The following is a 15,004-nucleotide window of genomic DNA, read 5'->3' on the forward strand; positions in this document are numbered from 1 at the left end:
CTTACATAGAAATAAACCCCAAATAGACCCAAGAAAATATTATATTTTTAAATAAAATATACAAAAATCCTTTTAAAAAAAACAATATATATTAACCAATTTTATAACAACCGTTTTACAAAAGGTTCAAATATTATTATGATAGCCAAGACAAAAACCTGATAACTCCATCACGTTTTGTATCAGCTACAACTATGCAAATATGCTGACAACAAAAAAATTCAGTTCGCAAAAAGCCCCTCAGTTTTTAGGGGCTTCTTTCTTTTTCCATCAATCAGGTAAATGCCAGGCTTAATCTGTAACCGGGATTTCACCGAACTTGCCGCTATTAAAATCATTAAATGCTTGAATGATTTCATCTTTGCTATTCATTACGAAAGGCCCATAACCCTGAATAGGTTCATTAAGCGGTTGACCGGTCAGCAGCAAAAATTTGCTGTCTTGCAGTGCTTCAAGTTGAATATCGGCTTCGCCATCTTGAGCAAACATGACAATCGAGCTGTCTTGCACATGCTGCGTTCCGTTCAACTGCATTTTACCCGATAGCACCACCAACAGGACATTGTGATCGACAGGGACATGCAGATGCTGAAGCTGCTCGGCTTTTAATTCACCATCCCAGACATTGACCGGACTATGGGTTGCAGCGGGACCTGTATGCTCTGCATCATCCTTTATATAGCGACCGGCAATTACCCGGATATGCCCTGCACCCTGTTCAAACTTAATGACCGGAATGTTTTTGGCTGTAATGGCCTGATATTTCGGTGCGGTCATTTTATCTGCTGCAGGCAAGTTGACCCAAAGCTGTACCATTTCAAACAGGCCGCCATGTTGAGCAAAATCAGGAGAATGAAATTCTTCATGCACCAAGCCTGCTCCTGCCGTCATCCATTGCACATCACCAGTTTGAATGGTGCCACCACCACCTGCCGAGTCTTTATGCGTCACTTCACCCTGATAGACAATGGTTACAGTTTCAAAGCCACGATGGGGATGAGACCCGACCCCATGTTGCTGCGTGGTTGGGGTAAAATGGTAGGGTGCTGCGTAATCCAACAGTAAAAATGGACTGATCGCCTGCCCTAAACGGTCATAGGAAAACAGGTTTTTTACCGGAAAGCCGTCACCCACCCAATGCATGTTCTGGTTGCGATAAACGCCAATAATTTTTTTCATCTCAAACTCCTATCTCTAGGAAACAATATGTGTTTATCTTAGATTTTTTAAAGATTGCGGCCTAGTCGCAGCGTAATATACAGCGTCTCAAGAATGGGATAATCGAATTTTGACCTTCAAATTCAATACACAAAATCATTTCATCCAGATAAATATCATCATTTTCCTATAGCTAGGATGATCTATCTTTTTCTTTTACCGGGAATCTACATAAAAAAATCCAGAACCGAAATTCTGGATTTTTTAATAGAACATGTGAAGCTAAACTTAGATTTTACCGATCAGGTCAATTGAAGGAGCAAGTGTGGCATCACCTTCTTTCCATTTTGCCGGGCAAACTTCACCTGGATGCGTATGTACATATTGTGCCGCTTTTACTTTACGCAGAAGTTCTTGAGCATCACGGCCAATACCGCCAGCATTGATTTCGATAATCTGAATTTTACCTTCCGGGTCAATCACGAAAGTGCCACGGTCTGCCAAGCCTTCAGACTCAATTAAAACTTCAAAGTTTTTCGCCAAAGTCCAGGTTGGGTCGCCGACCATGCTGTATTGGATTTTCTTGATTTCGTCAGAAGAATCGTGCCAAGCTTTGTGAGTAAAATGAGTGTCGGTAGAGACTGAATAAATCTCGACGCCCATTTTTTGGAATTCAGCATAGTTATCAGCTAAATCGCCTAATTCTGTTGGACAGACGAAAGTGAAATCTGCAGGATAAAAGAATACCACTGACCATTTTCCAATCATGTCTTTTTCAGACACCTGAATGAATTCGCCATTTTTATATGCTGTTGCGTTGAATGGCTTCACTTCAGTATTAATTAAACTCATGAGATATTCCTCTAGCTCGTTTCTGGGATTGCTTATCTTGTGAAGCTAGAATACGAAAGATTCTCAAATAGGTAAAACCGTACTTTTTTATAAAAACTATCGGATTTTTAGATTAATTAATTCTATCTTGCTTTACTTTTTTATCGTTTGGATCGATTTAAGGATAAGCGGGAAACTGTGCGATAGATTGCCAGGCTGCATCAATCAATGCCTGTTTATATAGGGTTGGAGTAGTGCTGACTTTGTGTGATAGCCAGGCCCGACAATAACTTTCAGTTGCACCCAGCATTAAAGACAACAGCAATTCTCTTGGAATCTTTGCAAGTTGCGCAATCTCTGCATCGGCCTGCTGTTGTAACCAGACAAATACCGCCTGATTACGTTGCTGGTTTTGTACCGCAACTGCTGCATTCTGCTCTGCCCCTAACCCCCTACGCGCCATAAACAGGAAGCGGGCAAAATCGGGGTTTTGCACCACCCAGTCAATATATCGACCAATGATGACCGTCACACCCTGTTGCACGCCTCGGGCTTGCTGTAATGCTGCTGTGCGCTGCTGCATCTGATCTTGCAAGGCTGCACTAAAGAGTGCGCCCACGATGCCTTCCTTGTTTTTAAAGTGGTGATAAATCGCCCCTACACTGCTATCCGCACGCTCACGGATCATTTCAATACTGGTGGCTTCAATACCGAATTCAGCAAAGCACTCTAAGGCGTGTTGCAGCAAAATGCGTTTTAGTTCGGCACGGCGTCCGGGATAAATGCGGTGTAGTAAATCGGCTTGCTGCATATCCATATGCTTCGATACATGATGAGACCAGGCAAAATCATAGACCATTTTTTATTAAAAAGCAGTCATTTGTGCCAAATAACAGAATAATATTCTGTATTAGAATAATACTCTGCAAACTAAAACAGGGACATCTCGGATGAGCCAAGCATTAAAAGTATGGAAAGCTTTAGCAAACAAACCTGCGGGTAAATGGACATTTTCAAAAATGTTGTGCTTAAAAGCGCCTTATTTCAGCAGTATCTCTCCCCTATTTGAAAGGCTGGAGCCTGAATACTGCGAAATCAAAATGAAAAAGCACCGCGCTGTGCTGAATCATTTGGGTACGGTACATGCCATTGCCATGTGTAATATGGCAGAGCTTGCCGGGGGAACCATGACCGATGCCACTGTACCGGCTACTCATCGTTGGATTCCCAAAGGCATGCAGGTGGAATACCTGAAAAAAGCCAATACCGATTTGGTTGCAATAGCCACACCGGTACAGGCCAATTTCAAGTGGAATGCAGGCAGTGATTATCAGGTTCAGGTTGAAGTCAAAGATACAGCTCAGGAGGTTGTATTCCGTGCTGTCATTACCATGTGGGTTTCTGCCAAGAAATAAAAATTAATCATCAATTGTCCATTAAAAAACCCTCCGCAATAGGAGGGTTTTGAAGATGACTTGCCGTTTTAATTACAACTTAAAACGGTAAATCATCATCTAAATCTGCCGGTGCAGCTGCTGCTGGTGCAGGCTGTTGTTTTGGCGCAAAACCACCCGGGTTGTTATTGCCGTAACCATTACCTTGATTATTCTGGTTGTTGTTAAAACCGCCCTGATTACCATAACCGCCTTGGTTGTTATTATTGTTGTTATAACCGCCGCCTTGATTATTATTGAAACGTGGCTGGTTATAACCGGCGTTGTCACCACCCGCAGCCTGTTCACCTTGCTGACGGTTGCTATCTAGCATTTGCATTTGTTCACCACGAATTTCTGTGGTGTAGCGTTCTTGGCCGCTTTGGTCAGTCCACTGGCGCGTACGCAATGAACCTTCAATATAAACTTTTGAACCCTTACGTAGATATTGCTGTGCAATTTCACCTAAGCGGTTATGCAACACAATACGATGCCATTCAGTTTGCTCTTTACGCTCACCCGTATTTTTGTCAGTCCACGAATCACTGGTTGCGATTGAAAACTGAGTCAGAGAACCACCATTTGGAAAAGTTTTGGTTTCAGGATCTTTACCTAAAGTTCCCACTAAAATAACTTTATTAACACCACGCATCAGACGTACACTTCCTATTTATTTCTATATTTTACTTTATAAGAGTTATGCTTAAATGGCTACCTCTTTACCCAACAACTGCGTTAAATCTTGTCGCGCAGCTTCATCTATTAGCTGTTTATCAATTTTAACATAAGCAAATTGCTGGTCAGACATCACCACAACCTCTTCAATACCACGAATCGCCAAAAGTTGAGAAGTCCACTCATCCGTTTGTTTTGTCTCGGGCAAGGCCAATACCAGCGATGAAAGATAACGTGGCTGAGCCAGGCCAAAGCTGATCAATAACCAGACTAAAGCGATCCCCGCAAGGATGCTCCAACCCATCGAAGTATTATTTAGTAACAAGAGTTGACCACCAATCATGCCACCAAAAAATGCCCCTAAAAACTGGCTGCTGGCATTCACACCCATAGCCGTCGCTTTAGACTGAATCGGGGCAGATTTGGATAGCCAGGAAGGTAATAGCGCCTCCATCACGTTAAAGGCGATGAAGAAGCACCCCAAACCGGCCAATAAGATATATTTGGATTCATAGCCAAAAATCAGCACCAGTAAACCCAGAATAATTCCGCCAATCGCAGTCAGGAAAATGCCGCGCATTTTGCGATATTTTTCCGCCAATATAATGCTAGGAAAAGCAAAAAATAGGCTAATCACCAGCAAGGGTAAATACACCAGACCATGACTAGACAAGGGAATATCAGCAAACTTTATCAGCTGCGATGGCATATAAATAAACATCGCGGTGAGCAACAAATGCAGCGCAAATACCGAAACATGCAAGCGGTTTAAATCGCCCATTTTCAGCACCTGTTTCAATTGTGCGAGATAACCTTGCTGATAGTTTTTATGATGACGGGTGACTTTAGGCACCAGCAATAGCATGGAAATTGCCGCCAGACCCATCAGCGTCGTTACCCAGAACAGTCCGGAAATGCCGACCAGACTGGTGAGCCACGGCCCCAGACTAAAGGCGAGCATAAAGGATACGCCAATGCTCATCCCCATTACCGCCATGGCTTTACTGCGCTGTTCTTCACGGGTGACATCGGCCAGTAACGCCATGACTACTGCAGAAACCGCACCGCCACCGGCAATCGCGCGGCCAATGATTACCCCATAAATGGTCTCGGACATCGCGGCAATTGCACCACCGAGTGCAAACAGCAACAAGCCTAAAATGACCAAGGGCTTACGGCTAAAACGGTCTGCCAGCAGGCTAAAAGGAATTTGCAAAATGGCTTGGGTTAAACCATATATCCCTACTGCCAAACCAATCAGCGCAGGCGTTGCGCCTTGATATGACTGTCCTGCTACAGAAAACACAGGAATAATCATGAACAAACCCAACATACGCAGTGCAAAAATACTGCTTAAGGCAAAGGTTGAACGGCGTTCTAAAGCATTCATCATATCAATAAGCTTAGGTTTATAAGTTTAATTTCGATGGGCTATCCTACAACATTCATGTTCTGGATGCTGATTTATTCAAGGACCAGCCATCATAAAAAAGGGCACATTTTCATGTGCCCCTATTGTAACCTTTTTTCTTAAAAAACCATTAACCGATCCGTTCTTGACGCTTGCTATATTGAATGGAAGCAATAATTGCCCAGACAATAAAGGCCACACCAATTAAACCTGTCACTACTTCCGGTATATGTACACCCGTACCGCTCGCCAGCATAATGAAGGCTAAGGCACCAATGGCATAATGCGCGCCGTGCTCAAGGTAAATGTAAGCATCCAAGGTCCCTTTTTCCACCAGGTAAATGGTCATTGAACGCACGAACATGGCACCAATCGCCAGACCGAGCATAATGATGACTACATCCGAAGTAATGGCAAAAGCACCAATTACCCCGTCAAAACTGAAGGATGCATCCAGTACTTCCAGATAAATGAAACCACCAAAACCGGCTTTAATGACGCCTGTAGATGCACCACTGGCATCATGTGCCACAGCATTGCCCTGTTCGTCAATTTCAGGTTCACCGCCTAACAAGTGGCTCAACACCTGAACCCCAATGTAGACCACAATCCCCCAGATTCCGGCCATGGTCACGGCTAAACGTGCCGCTTCTTCTACATTGGCTGCCATGATTAACAAACCAATTAAAGCCAGGAATACCGACATTGCCGGTACATTAGCCAGATTAGATAAACGTGCTTCTAGCCATCTAAACCAGTGGGTGTCTTTTTCGCTGTCCAGGAAGAAATTCAGGAATACCAGTAGCAGGAATGCGCCACCAAATGCTGCAATTTCAGCATGATGCGCCATCAACTTTTCGGAATAGCTGATCGGATCATTCAAGGCCATTTTCACGACTTCGAACATGCCCATGTCCGCGGTCACGGCAACAATGAGAATCGGGAATACCAGACGCATACCAAATACAGCAATGATGATACCCACGGTTAAGAAAATCATTTTCCAGAAATGATCCCAGCCACGCAGTACCGAAGCATTAACCACGGCATTGTCGAAAGAAAGTGACACTTCCATCACTGCAAGAATGGCAGTAATGGTCAATGCCGTGAACATGGTCTTTAAACCTGCTTCCGGGCCATGTGTAAAGCCCCAGTATGCAGATATAGCCAGACACACGATCGTAAAAATGATTGAGAAACCAAAATGTTTCATCATGATAGATCGACCTATAGATAATTATATCGGGTGAATTCGGTAAAACTTAACAAGAGCGCTTAAGATTTTATGCGCCTAATTATGACGGCTTTTTACTATTAAGCCAAAGTTCTTCGTATGATTTTTTTGGATACATATACACTATTTATTTGGCTAGATATCTTCCTATTCATACTCTTGTTATAGTCCCCTGCTCTATAGATTCTTCTTTTAGGCTGTTTAGGAGCAGGATATGCGCTTTACTCAAGAGCTATGGCAACGCAATTTGGCTTTATATGAAAAAACTTTAGCCCTGCCATTTAACCAGGAACTTGCACAGGGCATATTAAATAAAGATGTATTTAGCCATTATGTGATTCAGGATGCACATTATTTACTAGCCTATGGTCGTGCCCTTGCGGTTTGTGCAGCCAAAGCCTTTAGCGCTGAAGATGTGATTCAGTTTGCCGATGCAGCCAAGATTGCTATTGTGGTGGAACGCAGCCTGCATGATGATTTTATGCAAGCATTTGAGATTAGCAAAGAAGAATTTAGAACCACACCACTGACTTTGGCTTGCCATCATTACACTTCATTTTTAACTGCAACAGCCTGGTCTGAAAGCTATCCGGTGGTATTGGCTGCTTTACTGCCGTGTTTCTGGATTTATGCTGAAGTCGGTAAAGCCATTGTAGACAATTCAATTGAAAATAATCCTTATCAGGCCTGGATTGATACCTATGCCGGTGAAGAATTTAATCAGGCAGTCAGTCAGGTCATTGCCACGGTAGATCGAGTCGCAGCACGCTGTGATGCCGATACCTTAGAGAAAATGCATCATGCCTATACTACGGCGGCAAAACTGGAATGGCTGTTCTGGGATAGCGCTTATGATCAACGCCAGTGGTTAGGTTTGGATGATTAATCCAAAATACCTATTTCTTTTCGGCGGAGTCTTACAGCTATAACATAAATTGAAACAGTTCATTCATTACTTTGGTTTCGCCCTGAGAAGCATTGCTTCGTAAGGGCGAAGGCATTTGCCATTCGCAAAACTCGTCGATTACCGAAAAATATAAAATTTTTCGCAGAAACATTATTTATTAAATCTTGCGGTGTATACACCTTATACCTCGAACAGTTGCGAATGGCTCTTCCGCGATAGCAAATATTTTTGATGCTTTAATTTTTGTTTATTAAATCATTACTGCTGAAACATCTGCCAACCATAGATTAGTCCTGCAGCAGCCACAATCCAGCAAACTGTTGCTATACCTAAGCACGACCACATCGACATTTTGGTGGCCAACACATAAACCAACAACAAATAAATGAAATATGGAATGAGTGACCATAAACCGAATAATGCCGTTTTACGCAAAGCTTCTGCACCCTGCTGCTGAGACACAATCACATGCGCAATCAAGGCAAATGTCGGAAAAAGCGGCACCAGACCGGCAATATAAAAAGCTTTACTTTTGGAAAGGATAGAAATAATTAAAACAACGGCTGCCCCTAAACTACATTTTAAAAATAAAGCCAGCATCCCTACCCATCCGAACAGATCAATTAATTGTGTTGCATAGTCTACGCCGCAACATATCTTTTGCTTAAACTAAATTCACTACAATCAAGCCAAGCAGTGCAGGCAATGCCTGAATATAAATAATCTTTTTACTTGCGGTGATGCCGCCATAAATGCCTGCGACCAGCACACAAGCCAAAAAGAAATTCGCCAGTGCTGTGGCATACACAGCTGGAGCCAACAGAGACCAAATCAGACCGGCTGCCAAAAAACCATTATACAGTCCCTGATTTTGCGCCAGCACCTTGGTCAATTTCGCCTTTTCGGCATTATTGCCAAAGGCTTTCATTCCAGCAGGTTTATCCCATAGGAACATTTCAAGAACCAGAAAATAAACATGCAGCAAGGCAATCAGTGTGATTAAAATTTTCGCAATCATTATTTTCATTTCCTTTTTTATTTTGATGCCATTGTGCTGTGATTTTGCTTTTTTAGCGATACCTTCTGCAACACGATTCACATTAAAAGTAACTTATTCAGGCTTATAGCTCTGTAGAAAGCTCGCTACAGTCTTATAAAACTTAATTAAATTGATTTAGCCGACACAATATGTCGCTAAAAAATGATTTTATTCAACTTGAACAAAATTAAATCGCTATCATATATAACCTTCAATTTGCACATTACCGAGATGTTTTATGAGCCAAAGTCATATCCGTATTCGAGGCGCACGCACCCATAACTTAAAAAATGTGTCACTCGATATTCCACGCGACAAATTCGTGGTGATTACGGGACTCTCAGGCTCAGGTAAATCTTCCTTAGCTTTTGACACTTTATATGCTGAAGGTCAGCGCCGTTATGTGGAATCACTGTCTGCCTATGCCCGCCAGTTCCTCTCGCAAATGGAAAAACCGGAAGTCGACTCGATTGAAGGTTTAAGTCCCGCGATTGCCATCGAGCAGAAATCCACCAGCCATAACCCGCGTTCAACTGTGGGAACAATCACGGAAATTTACGACTATTTACGTCTTTTATATGCCCGTGTCGGCACGCCGTATTGTCCTGAACATGACCTACCGATGGTGGCGCAAACCGTTTCAGAAATGGTTGATGCAGTAAAAGGTCTGGAAGAAGGAACCGCCTTAATGTTACTCGCTCCTGTGGTGCGGGAGCGTAAAGGTGAATATACCCATCTGTTTGAACAACTGCAAAGCCAGGGTTTTGTCCGGGCCCGTGTGGATGGTGAAGTGATTGATATTGACACACCACCCGAACTGGACAAAAAGAAAAAACATACCATTGAAGTGGTGATTGACCGTTTCAAAGTGCGTGATGATCTGGGCAACCGGATTGCTGAATCTTTTGAAACCGCACTACGCCTCGGTGGTGATATTGCTATTTTGGCCTGGATGAAAGACGAACAACCGGAACGGGTTTTCTCTGCCAAGCACTCCTGCCCTGAATGTGACCGTGCTGTAGCGGAGCTGGAACCGCGCCTGTTCTCGTTCAACAATCCATTCGGTGCCTGCCCGGTGTGTGATGGTTTGGGTACGCGTAGCCATTTCAGCGCAGAAAAACTGATTCCAAATAATGAAGTTTCAATTAGCCAAGGCGCGATTCGCGGTTGGGACCGTCAACGTCCCTATTACTACAGCATGATTGAAAAAGTCGCGGCACATTTTGGCTTTTCTTTAGATACGCCGTGGAATGAACTGGATGCCGATACCAAAAAGAAATTCCTGTATGGTACCGGTAAGGAAAAAGTCGATTTAAGTTATATCGATGAACGTGGCCGCAAACATAATCGTGTCATGCCTTTTGAAGGCATCTTGCCGCATCTGGAACGTCGTTACCGTGAAACGGAATCGAATTATGTCCGTGATGATTTGGCCCAGTATCTTTCCAATGCAGCCTGTGATGCCTGTGGCGGTTCACGTCTGAATGAAATCTCGCGGAACGTTCGGGTCAAAGACAAGACCATCGCACAAATTACCAAAATGTCGATTGGCGATGCCGAAAGTTACTATCAGGATTTAAACCTTGAAGGTGCCAAAGGCGAAATTGCCGATAAAATTTTCAAGGAAATTCGTGAACGTCTGCACTTTCTGGTTTCAGTGGGTTTGAACTACTTAAGTCTATCGCGCTCTGCCGAAACCCTTTCAGGCGGTGAAGCACAGCGGATCCGTCTGGCTTCACAAATTGGTGCCGGTCTGATGGGTGTGATGTACGTGCTGGATGAACCCTCAATCGGCCTGCATCAACGCGATAACGATCGTTTGCTTGAAACCCTGGTTCGCTTACGTGATTTGGGCAATACCGTACTCGTGGTCGAGCATGATGAAGATGCGATTCGTGCCGCTGACCATATTATTGATATTGGTCCGGGTGCAGGCGTGCATGGTGGATATGTAATTGCCGAAGGGACTTATGATGAGCTGGCAGCCAATGAAAACTCGCTGACCGGTCAATATCTTTCAGGCAAGTTAAAAATTGAAGTGCCGAAAAAACGTGTTGAGCCACCGAAACCGGAAGAGCAAATCAAACTGATGGGGGCTGCCGGTCATAACTTGCAGAATGTTGATTTGACCATTCCTTTAGGCATTATGACCTGTGTGACGGGTGTATCGGGTTCAGGTAAATCAACCTTGATTAACCGTACCCTGTTACCGCTTGCCGCAACGCAATTGAATGGTGCGACTACTTTAACCGCTGAAAAGTTTGATTCGATTGATGGTCTGCAATTCCTCGATAAAGTCGTGGATATTGACCAAAGCCCGATTGGACGTACGCCACGTTCTAACCCTGCGACCTATACCGGACTGTTCACCCCGATTCGTGAATTATTCGCCCAAACCCCGGAAGCCAAAGCCCGTGGTTATGCCGCAGGCCGTTTCTCGTTTAACGTGAAAGGCGGTCGCTGTGAAGCCTGTGAAGGTGACGGTATGATCAAGGTCGCCATGCATTTCTTGCCGGATATGTATGTACCGTGTGATGCCTGTCATGGCAAGCGTTATAACCGCGAAACCTTGGAAGTTGGCTATAAAGGTAAAAATATTTCTGACGTGTTAGAGATGACCGTTGAAGATGCGATGCATTTTTTTGACGCCATTCCAGTAATTCACCGTCGTTTGGAAACTTTGACTCAAGTTGGTTTGGGTTATATCCGTTTAGGTCAGTCTGCAACGACTTTGTCTGGTGGTGAGGCGCAACGTGTGAAACTGGCACGTGAGCTTGCAAAACGGGATACAGGTAAAACCTTATATATCCTGGATGAACCAACTACAGGTCTGCATTTCCATGACATTGCCAAGCTGCTGGATATTCTGCATCAGCTGCGTGATAAGGGTAATACCATTGTGGTGATTGAGCATAATCTGGATGTAATTAAGACTGCGGACTGGGTGATTGACCTGGGTCCTGAAGGTGGTGCAGGTGGCGGTATGATTATTGCGGAAGGTACACCTGAACAGGTAGTGAAATCTAAAGTTTCACATACAGCGAAGTTCTTGAAGCCGTTGTTGAAATAAGACTCTATTTCATGTAAAAGAGTCAGGATAATTAATAATTTAGGCTCTTTTACATGGCTACACCTAGAGTGTTCGTTAGTTCAACTTGTTATGATTTAAAATATATTCGTGATAATTTAAGATATTTCATTACAACTCTAGGTTATGAACCAATTCTAAGCGAAGACGGTGCAGTATTTTTTGATCCTTCTTCTCATACCCATGATTCGTGTTTAACTGAAATTCCTAATTGCCAGCTCTTTGTTTTAATTATTGGTGGACGTTATGGTGGAAAATTTCAAGGCACTGAAGACTCTATTACAAATATGGAATATAGAGAAGCAATTAAACATAAAATACCTGTATTCACTTTAGTGGAGTCAGGGGTACTTCATGATCATCACACTTATTTAACTAATAAAAAAAATAAGGATATAGATCTTACAAAATTTAATTTCCCATCATCCGACTCTATCAAAATATTTGAATTTATTGATGAAGTTCGTAAAGCATCATCTAACAATGCTCTAGCGCCATTTAGAGATTTCAACGACATTGAATGTTATTTAAGAAAGCAATGGGCTGGAATGATTTATGACTTTTTAACAAAAAAAAGTGCTAGTGAAAAAATTACAGACTATTTAGAAGTTATTAGTCAAATGAATTCCCGAATAGAATTATTATCCCACGAAATTTTAAATTCAGTAGGAACCAAAAAAGCAAAACTAAATGCAATTTTTTATGAAGAAATGCTTAGTAATAAAGCTATACAAGATTTAACCTTCCTCGGTCTAAAACCAAAACCAGTAGATATTTTAAATAATCCAGATTTTACTTCTTACTGTAGTCACTTTAATAAAGAACTTACTGTAGATAAAAAAGAAGGCTTTTCAATTAGTGGAAATGGCGGAATTTCTGAACCACGTCTCAAAAGTAATGAAAATAAATATTCTGAAATTCGAAACCTTATTCTTGAAACTCTGGAAAAAGAAAATATGAGTCTAGATGAATATTTAAATGATGAAGCCTAAATTTATTTAAATAGTTTTTACTAGCCACTTATACCAACTTTATTAATTATTTGATTGAAAAAACCAAAGCCCACAACTGAAATTCAATTATATGACAGGCGACATGGAGGTTGCCCGTTTGACTGTGCTCAAGGGACTGAGCATCAGTCAAACAAATGGGTTTTGTCACTTTTGCCCAGTCAAAAGTGAAGCAACGCCTACCCAATAAAAAGCAAACCATCGACAAAATATGCGGATGTGCTAAAAATAACCTTCTCTGTTGATAACGCAGCTTATTTTTATTATCCAGTTTTCATGAAAAAAACGATGATTAAGTTATTTCAAATAATTGTTATTCAATCTGGATGTGAACGTCATTCACCCCGCCACTTTATTCTTGCCATTTTCTTTGGCCTGAAATAAAGACTTGTCGGCTTTTTCCAGTAATGCCATCCACGATGCTGCACCAACTGCCACACCTGCACTCACCGAAATCTGGATATTCTCATTGAGCTCGGCAATATACAGTTCAGAGCTGCCAATCTCTTTAAGAATTTTATTGGCAACAACCCAGGCATCGTGAAAATTAGCCTGTTCGATTAACACCAAAAACTCATCACCACCATAACGCACGATCAAATCCGAAGTACGCACATTAAATTGTAACTTTTCCGCGACTAGCCTAATAACTTCATCACCGACAATATGCCCGAATGTATCATTTACATATTTAAAATCATCAATATCAAAAATAATCAGGGCTGTTTGAGTAAATTTTTCAGGTTTCTTTTCCAAATACTTAATGTATTCATCCAAAGCCAAACGGTTGGATACACCAGTTAAACTATCAGTATTGGCAATATTCCTAAGTTGGAATTCTAAAGCATCGCGTTGCTGTAGCACGGATTTCAACTTTTTAATTGCTTCTAGCAAAGTGACCGGATCAGCTGAAGCATTTTCACCTTCATAATCTATACCTTTATGCTGTGCCAAACGAAGAATGGTATTTTTGGCTTTCATTAAGGGCCTAAATACTCCATTTCGCGCATAAATCATGGTAAAAAATGCCGTGATTAAACAGATCAATGCCACCAACACAGTGAAAATCAATTTTTGCTGTGCTTGTTGCTTATCTTTTTCTGCCACCTTCACACTGTAATCCAAAAGATAGCTTTGCAAATTTACCACTGTGGCAAAATTGTCCACAATCGACTCTGTTAATTGTGTACCGCTTAATGAGTAACGTTGATTATGCCTACTTTCATCCATCAGACGCGTGACCATTGGAATGCTCTGATCTAAAAACTGCGTTTTCACTTGCTGATATAAAGCAAGATATTCCGGAGTTTTATCCTGCTCAGGCTGTATGGTATTCACCAATGCCCATAAATATTTGGCCTGATGCTGAGTTTGCAATGAACGGGCCAGATTCTCTTCAGGCATTTTTTCTGCAAAAGTCACCGCGGCCATGATATTAGATGCCACTCGCCCCGCCTGATCACGTAAATCTGCCAGAATTAAAATCAACGTGTAGTACTCGGACACAGAGGTTTTTTTAGCTTCAGATTGTACTAATACAAGTTTTAATACATCGCGACAACTATCCCATGCCGTGAACATCTGCTTAATTGCATGGTCCAGCTTTTGTGAAGTACGTTCAGATTGCGGTAAGGCAGCATAGGCATCTACAGCTTGCCGGCCTTGCTGTAAACTCACTTTTAAATTGGAAGATAACTGAGGTAAAGGAGCAGAAAAACCGGCTGTATTCAAAGTCTTTAAGGTTTGCTCAATCTGTAAATTAACTTTTTCTCGATAAGCATGCAGCTCCTTTAGATTCGCCGCTAGTTCCTCAGCACTACTCGACATCACCTTATTCGCAGGTGCTCTTTCACGTGAAATTCTATTGGCTAAATCGGCCACTGCACGTAGCGCAGAAATTTCAGTTAAAGCCCGATCTGCTGTTTGATAACGCTGATAGCTACTGACAATTAAAGAAATAGAAAGAAAAAGTAGCGACAAGATGATGATCATCATCGACCAGAACAGGCGCTGGCTGATATGTTTCGAACGTAATTTGTACATGGATCAATACGCTCCACACAATAACAGCTGGCTATTCATCGTCAGTTTTCGCTTACAATACAATTGTATATCTTACATTAATTTAATATTTAATAGATAAAATTTAACCAATTTTAGTAACTTTATATAAATTATCAATAGCTTATATGATTTTATGATCAGACATCATATTCAT

At 42.0% G+C, this 15,004-nt stretch carries 13 protein-coding genes; 4 read left to right on the forward strand and 9 right to left on the reverse strand.

Translation table 11 applies throughout. From position 1 onward, the window contains the following. Positions 1 to 291: 291 nt before the first annotated feature. The 3 genes from B4C48_RS02965 to B4C48_RS02975 all read right to left on the reverse strand — a co-directional run bounded on the left by B4C48_RS02965 (position 292) and on the right by B4C48_RS02975 (position 2,800). Positions 292 to 1,179 carry a pirin family protein gene (locus B4C48_RS02965; protein ID WP_291354100.1) on the reverse strand — a complete coding sequence of 296 codons (888 nt, stop codon included), beginning with the start codon at positions 1,177 to 1,179 and terminating at the stop codon, positions 292 to 294. 267 nt (positions 1,180 to 1,446) lie between these two features. Beyond that, positions 1,447 to 2,010, reverse strand: coding sequence for an alkyl hydroperoxide reductase subunit C (gene ahpC, locus B4C48_RS02970; RefSeq protein ID WP_291354102.1), 564 nt, complete (start codon positions 2,008 to 2,010; stop codon positions 1,447 to 1,449). Positions 2,011 to 2,167: 157 nt separating this feature from the next. Next, positions 2,168 to 2,800: a TetR/AcrR family transcriptional regulator gene (locus B4C48_RS02975; RefSeq protein ID WP_291354105.1), complete on the reverse strand. Its 633-nt coding sequence runs from the start codon at positions 2,798 to 2,800 to the stop codon at positions 2,168 to 2,170. A 139-nt stretch (positions 2,801 to 2,939) separates the two neighbouring features. Between B4C48_RS02975 and B4C48_RS02980 the strand changes: the two genes are divergently transcribed. After that, positions 2,940 to 3,404, forward strand: a complete 465-nt coding sequence (locus tag B4C48_RS02980; RefSeq protein ID WP_291354107.1) for a hotdog fold domain-containing protein — start codon at positions 2,940 to 2,942, stop codon at positions 3,402 to 3,404. Positions 3,405 to 3,483: 79 nt separating this feature from the next. Here the strand turns inward: B4C48_RS02980 and ssb are convergent, their stop codons facing one another. The 3 genes from ssb to B4C48_RS02995 all read right to left on the reverse strand — a co-directional run bounded on the left by ssb (position 3,484) and on the right by B4C48_RS02995 (position 6,724). Then, the gene (gene ssb / locus B4C48_RS02985) at positions 3,484 to 4,074 is read right to left on the reverse strand and encodes a single-stranded DNA-binding protein (protein ID WP_291354109.1); all 591 of its coding nucleotides are present in this window, start codon (positions 4,072 to 4,074) and stop codon (positions 3,484 to 3,486) included. A 51-nt stretch (positions 4,075 to 4,125) separates the two neighbouring features. After that, entirely contained in the window at positions 4,126 to 5,490 is a 1,365-nt protein-coding gene (locus B4C48_RS02990) for an MFS transporter (RefSeq protein WP_291354111.1), read from the reverse strand. Positions 5,491 to 5,638: 148 nt separating this feature from the next. Further along, positions 5,639 to 6,724: a DUF475 domain-containing protein gene (locus tag B4C48_RS02995; RefSeq protein WP_291354113.1), complete on the reverse strand. Its 1,086-nt coding sequence runs from the start codon at positions 6,722 to 6,724 to the stop codon at positions 5,639 to 5,641. Positions 6,725 to 6,956: 232 nt separating this feature from the next. On the opposite strand from B4C48_RS02995, the gene tenA reads away from it, so the two are divergent. Beyond that, positions 6,957 to 7,628, forward strand: coding sequence for a thiaminase II (gene tenA / locus B4C48_RS03000; protein ID WP_291354115.1), 672 nt, complete (start codon positions 6,957 to 6,959; stop codon positions 7,626 to 7,628). Positions 7,629 to 7,907: 279 nt separating this feature from the next. Here tenA and B4C48_RS03005 read toward each other — a convergent pair whose 3' ends face one another. Together B4C48_RS03005 and B4C48_RS03010 are read right to left on the reverse strand one after the other, a co-directional pair. Continuing rightward, on the reverse strand, positions 7,908 to 8,249 hold the full coding sequence (locus tag B4C48_RS03005; RefSeq protein WP_291354117.1) for a GlpM family protein: 342 nt from the start codon (positions 8,247 to 8,249) through the stop codon (positions 7,908 to 7,910). Between the two features lie 64 nt (positions 8,250 to 8,313). Beyond that, positions 8,314 to 8,667, reverse strand: coding sequence for a DUF1304 domain-containing protein (locus B4C48_RS03010; protein ID WP_291354119.1), 354 nt, complete (start codon positions 8,665 to 8,667; stop codon positions 8,314 to 8,316). A gap of 259 nt (positions 8,668 to 8,926) precedes the next feature. Between B4C48_RS03010 and uvrA the strand changes: the two genes are divergently transcribed. Then, positions 8,927 to 11,758, forward strand: a complete 2,832-nt coding sequence (uvrA, locus tag B4C48_RS03015; RefSeq protein WP_291354121.1) for an excinuclease ABC subunit UvrA — start codon at positions 8,927 to 8,929, stop codon at positions 11,756 to 11,758. Positions 11,759 to 11,811: 53 nt separating this feature from the next. Further along, on the forward strand, positions 11,812 to 12,768 hold the full coding sequence (locus B4C48_RS03020; RefSeq protein WP_291354123.1) for a DUF4062 domain-containing protein: 957 nt from the start codon (positions 11,812 to 11,814) through the stop codon (positions 12,766 to 12,768). A gap of 357 nt (positions 12,769 to 13,125) precedes the next feature. Here B4C48_RS03020 and B4C48_RS03025 read toward each other — a convergent pair whose 3' ends face one another. After that, positions 13,126 to 14,829 carry a GGDEF domain-containing protein gene (locus tag B4C48_RS03025; protein ID WP_291354125.1) on the reverse strand — a complete coding sequence of 568 codons (1,704 nt, stop codon included), beginning with the start codon at positions 14,827 to 14,829 and terminating at the stop codon, positions 13,126 to 13,128. Positions 14,830 to 15,004: the final 175 nt, after the last annotated feature.

Source organism: Acinetobacter sp. UBA3106 (assembly GCA_002365595.1).
In the GTDB taxonomy this organism is placed as follows: Bacteria; Pseudomonadota; Gammaproteobacteria; order Pseudomonadales; family Moraxellaceae; genus Acinetobacter.

Excerpts from the sequence above, each read along its gene's own strand:
- B4C48_RS02975 (WP_291354105.1), bottom strand. The coding sequence starts at position 2,800 with ATGCAGCAAGCCGATTTACTACACCGCATTTATCCCGGACGCCGTGCC.
- B4C48_RS02965 (WP_291354100.1), bottom strand. The coding sequence starts at position 1,179 with ATGAAAAAAATTATTGGCGTTTATCGCAACCAGAACATGCATTGGGTG.
- uvrA (WP_291354121.1), top strand. The coding sequence starts at position 8,927 with ATGAGCCAAAGTCATATCCGTATTCGAGGCGCACGCACCCATAACTTA.
- B4C48_RS03010 (WP_291354119.1), bottom strand. The coding sequence starts at position 8,667 with ATGATTGCGAAAATTTTAATCACACTGATTGCCTTGCTGCATGTTTAT.
- ahpC (WP_291354102.1), bottom strand. The coding sequence starts at position 2,010 with ATGAGTTTAATTAATACTGAAGTGAAGCCATTCAACGCAACAGCATAT.
- B4C48_RS03005 (WP_291354117.1), bottom strand. The coding sequence starts at position 8,249 with ATGCTGGCTTTATTTTTAAAATGTAGTTTAGGGGCAGCCGTTGTTTTA.
- B4C48_RS02980 (WP_291354107.1), top strand. The coding sequence starts at position 2,940 with ATGAGCCAAGCATTAAAAGTATGGAAAGCTTTAGCAAACAAACCTGCG.
- ssb (WP_291354109.1), bottom strand. The coding sequence starts at position 4,074 with ATGCGTGGTGTTAATAAAGTTATTTTAGTGGGAACTTTAGGTAAAGAT.
- B4C48_RS03020 (WP_291354123.1), top strand. The coding sequence starts at position 11,812 with ATGGCTACACCTAGAGTGTTCGTTAGTTCAACTTGTTATGATTTAAAA.
- B4C48_RS02995 (WP_291354113.1), bottom strand. The coding sequence starts at position 6,724 with ATGATGAAACATTTTGGTTTCTCAATCATTTTTACGATCGTGTGTCTG.
- B4C48_RS02990 (WP_291354111.1), bottom strand. The coding sequence starts at position 5,490 with ATGATGAATGCTTTAGAACGCCGTTCAACCTTTGCCTTAAGCAGTATT.
- B4C48_RS03025 (WP_291354125.1), bottom strand. The coding sequence starts at position 14,829 with ATGTACAAATTACGTTCGAAACATATCAGCCAGCGCCTGTTCTGGTCG.
- tenA (WP_291354115.1), top strand. The coding sequence starts at position 6,957 with ATGCGCTTTACTCAAGAGCTATGGCAACGCAATTTGGCTTTATATGAA.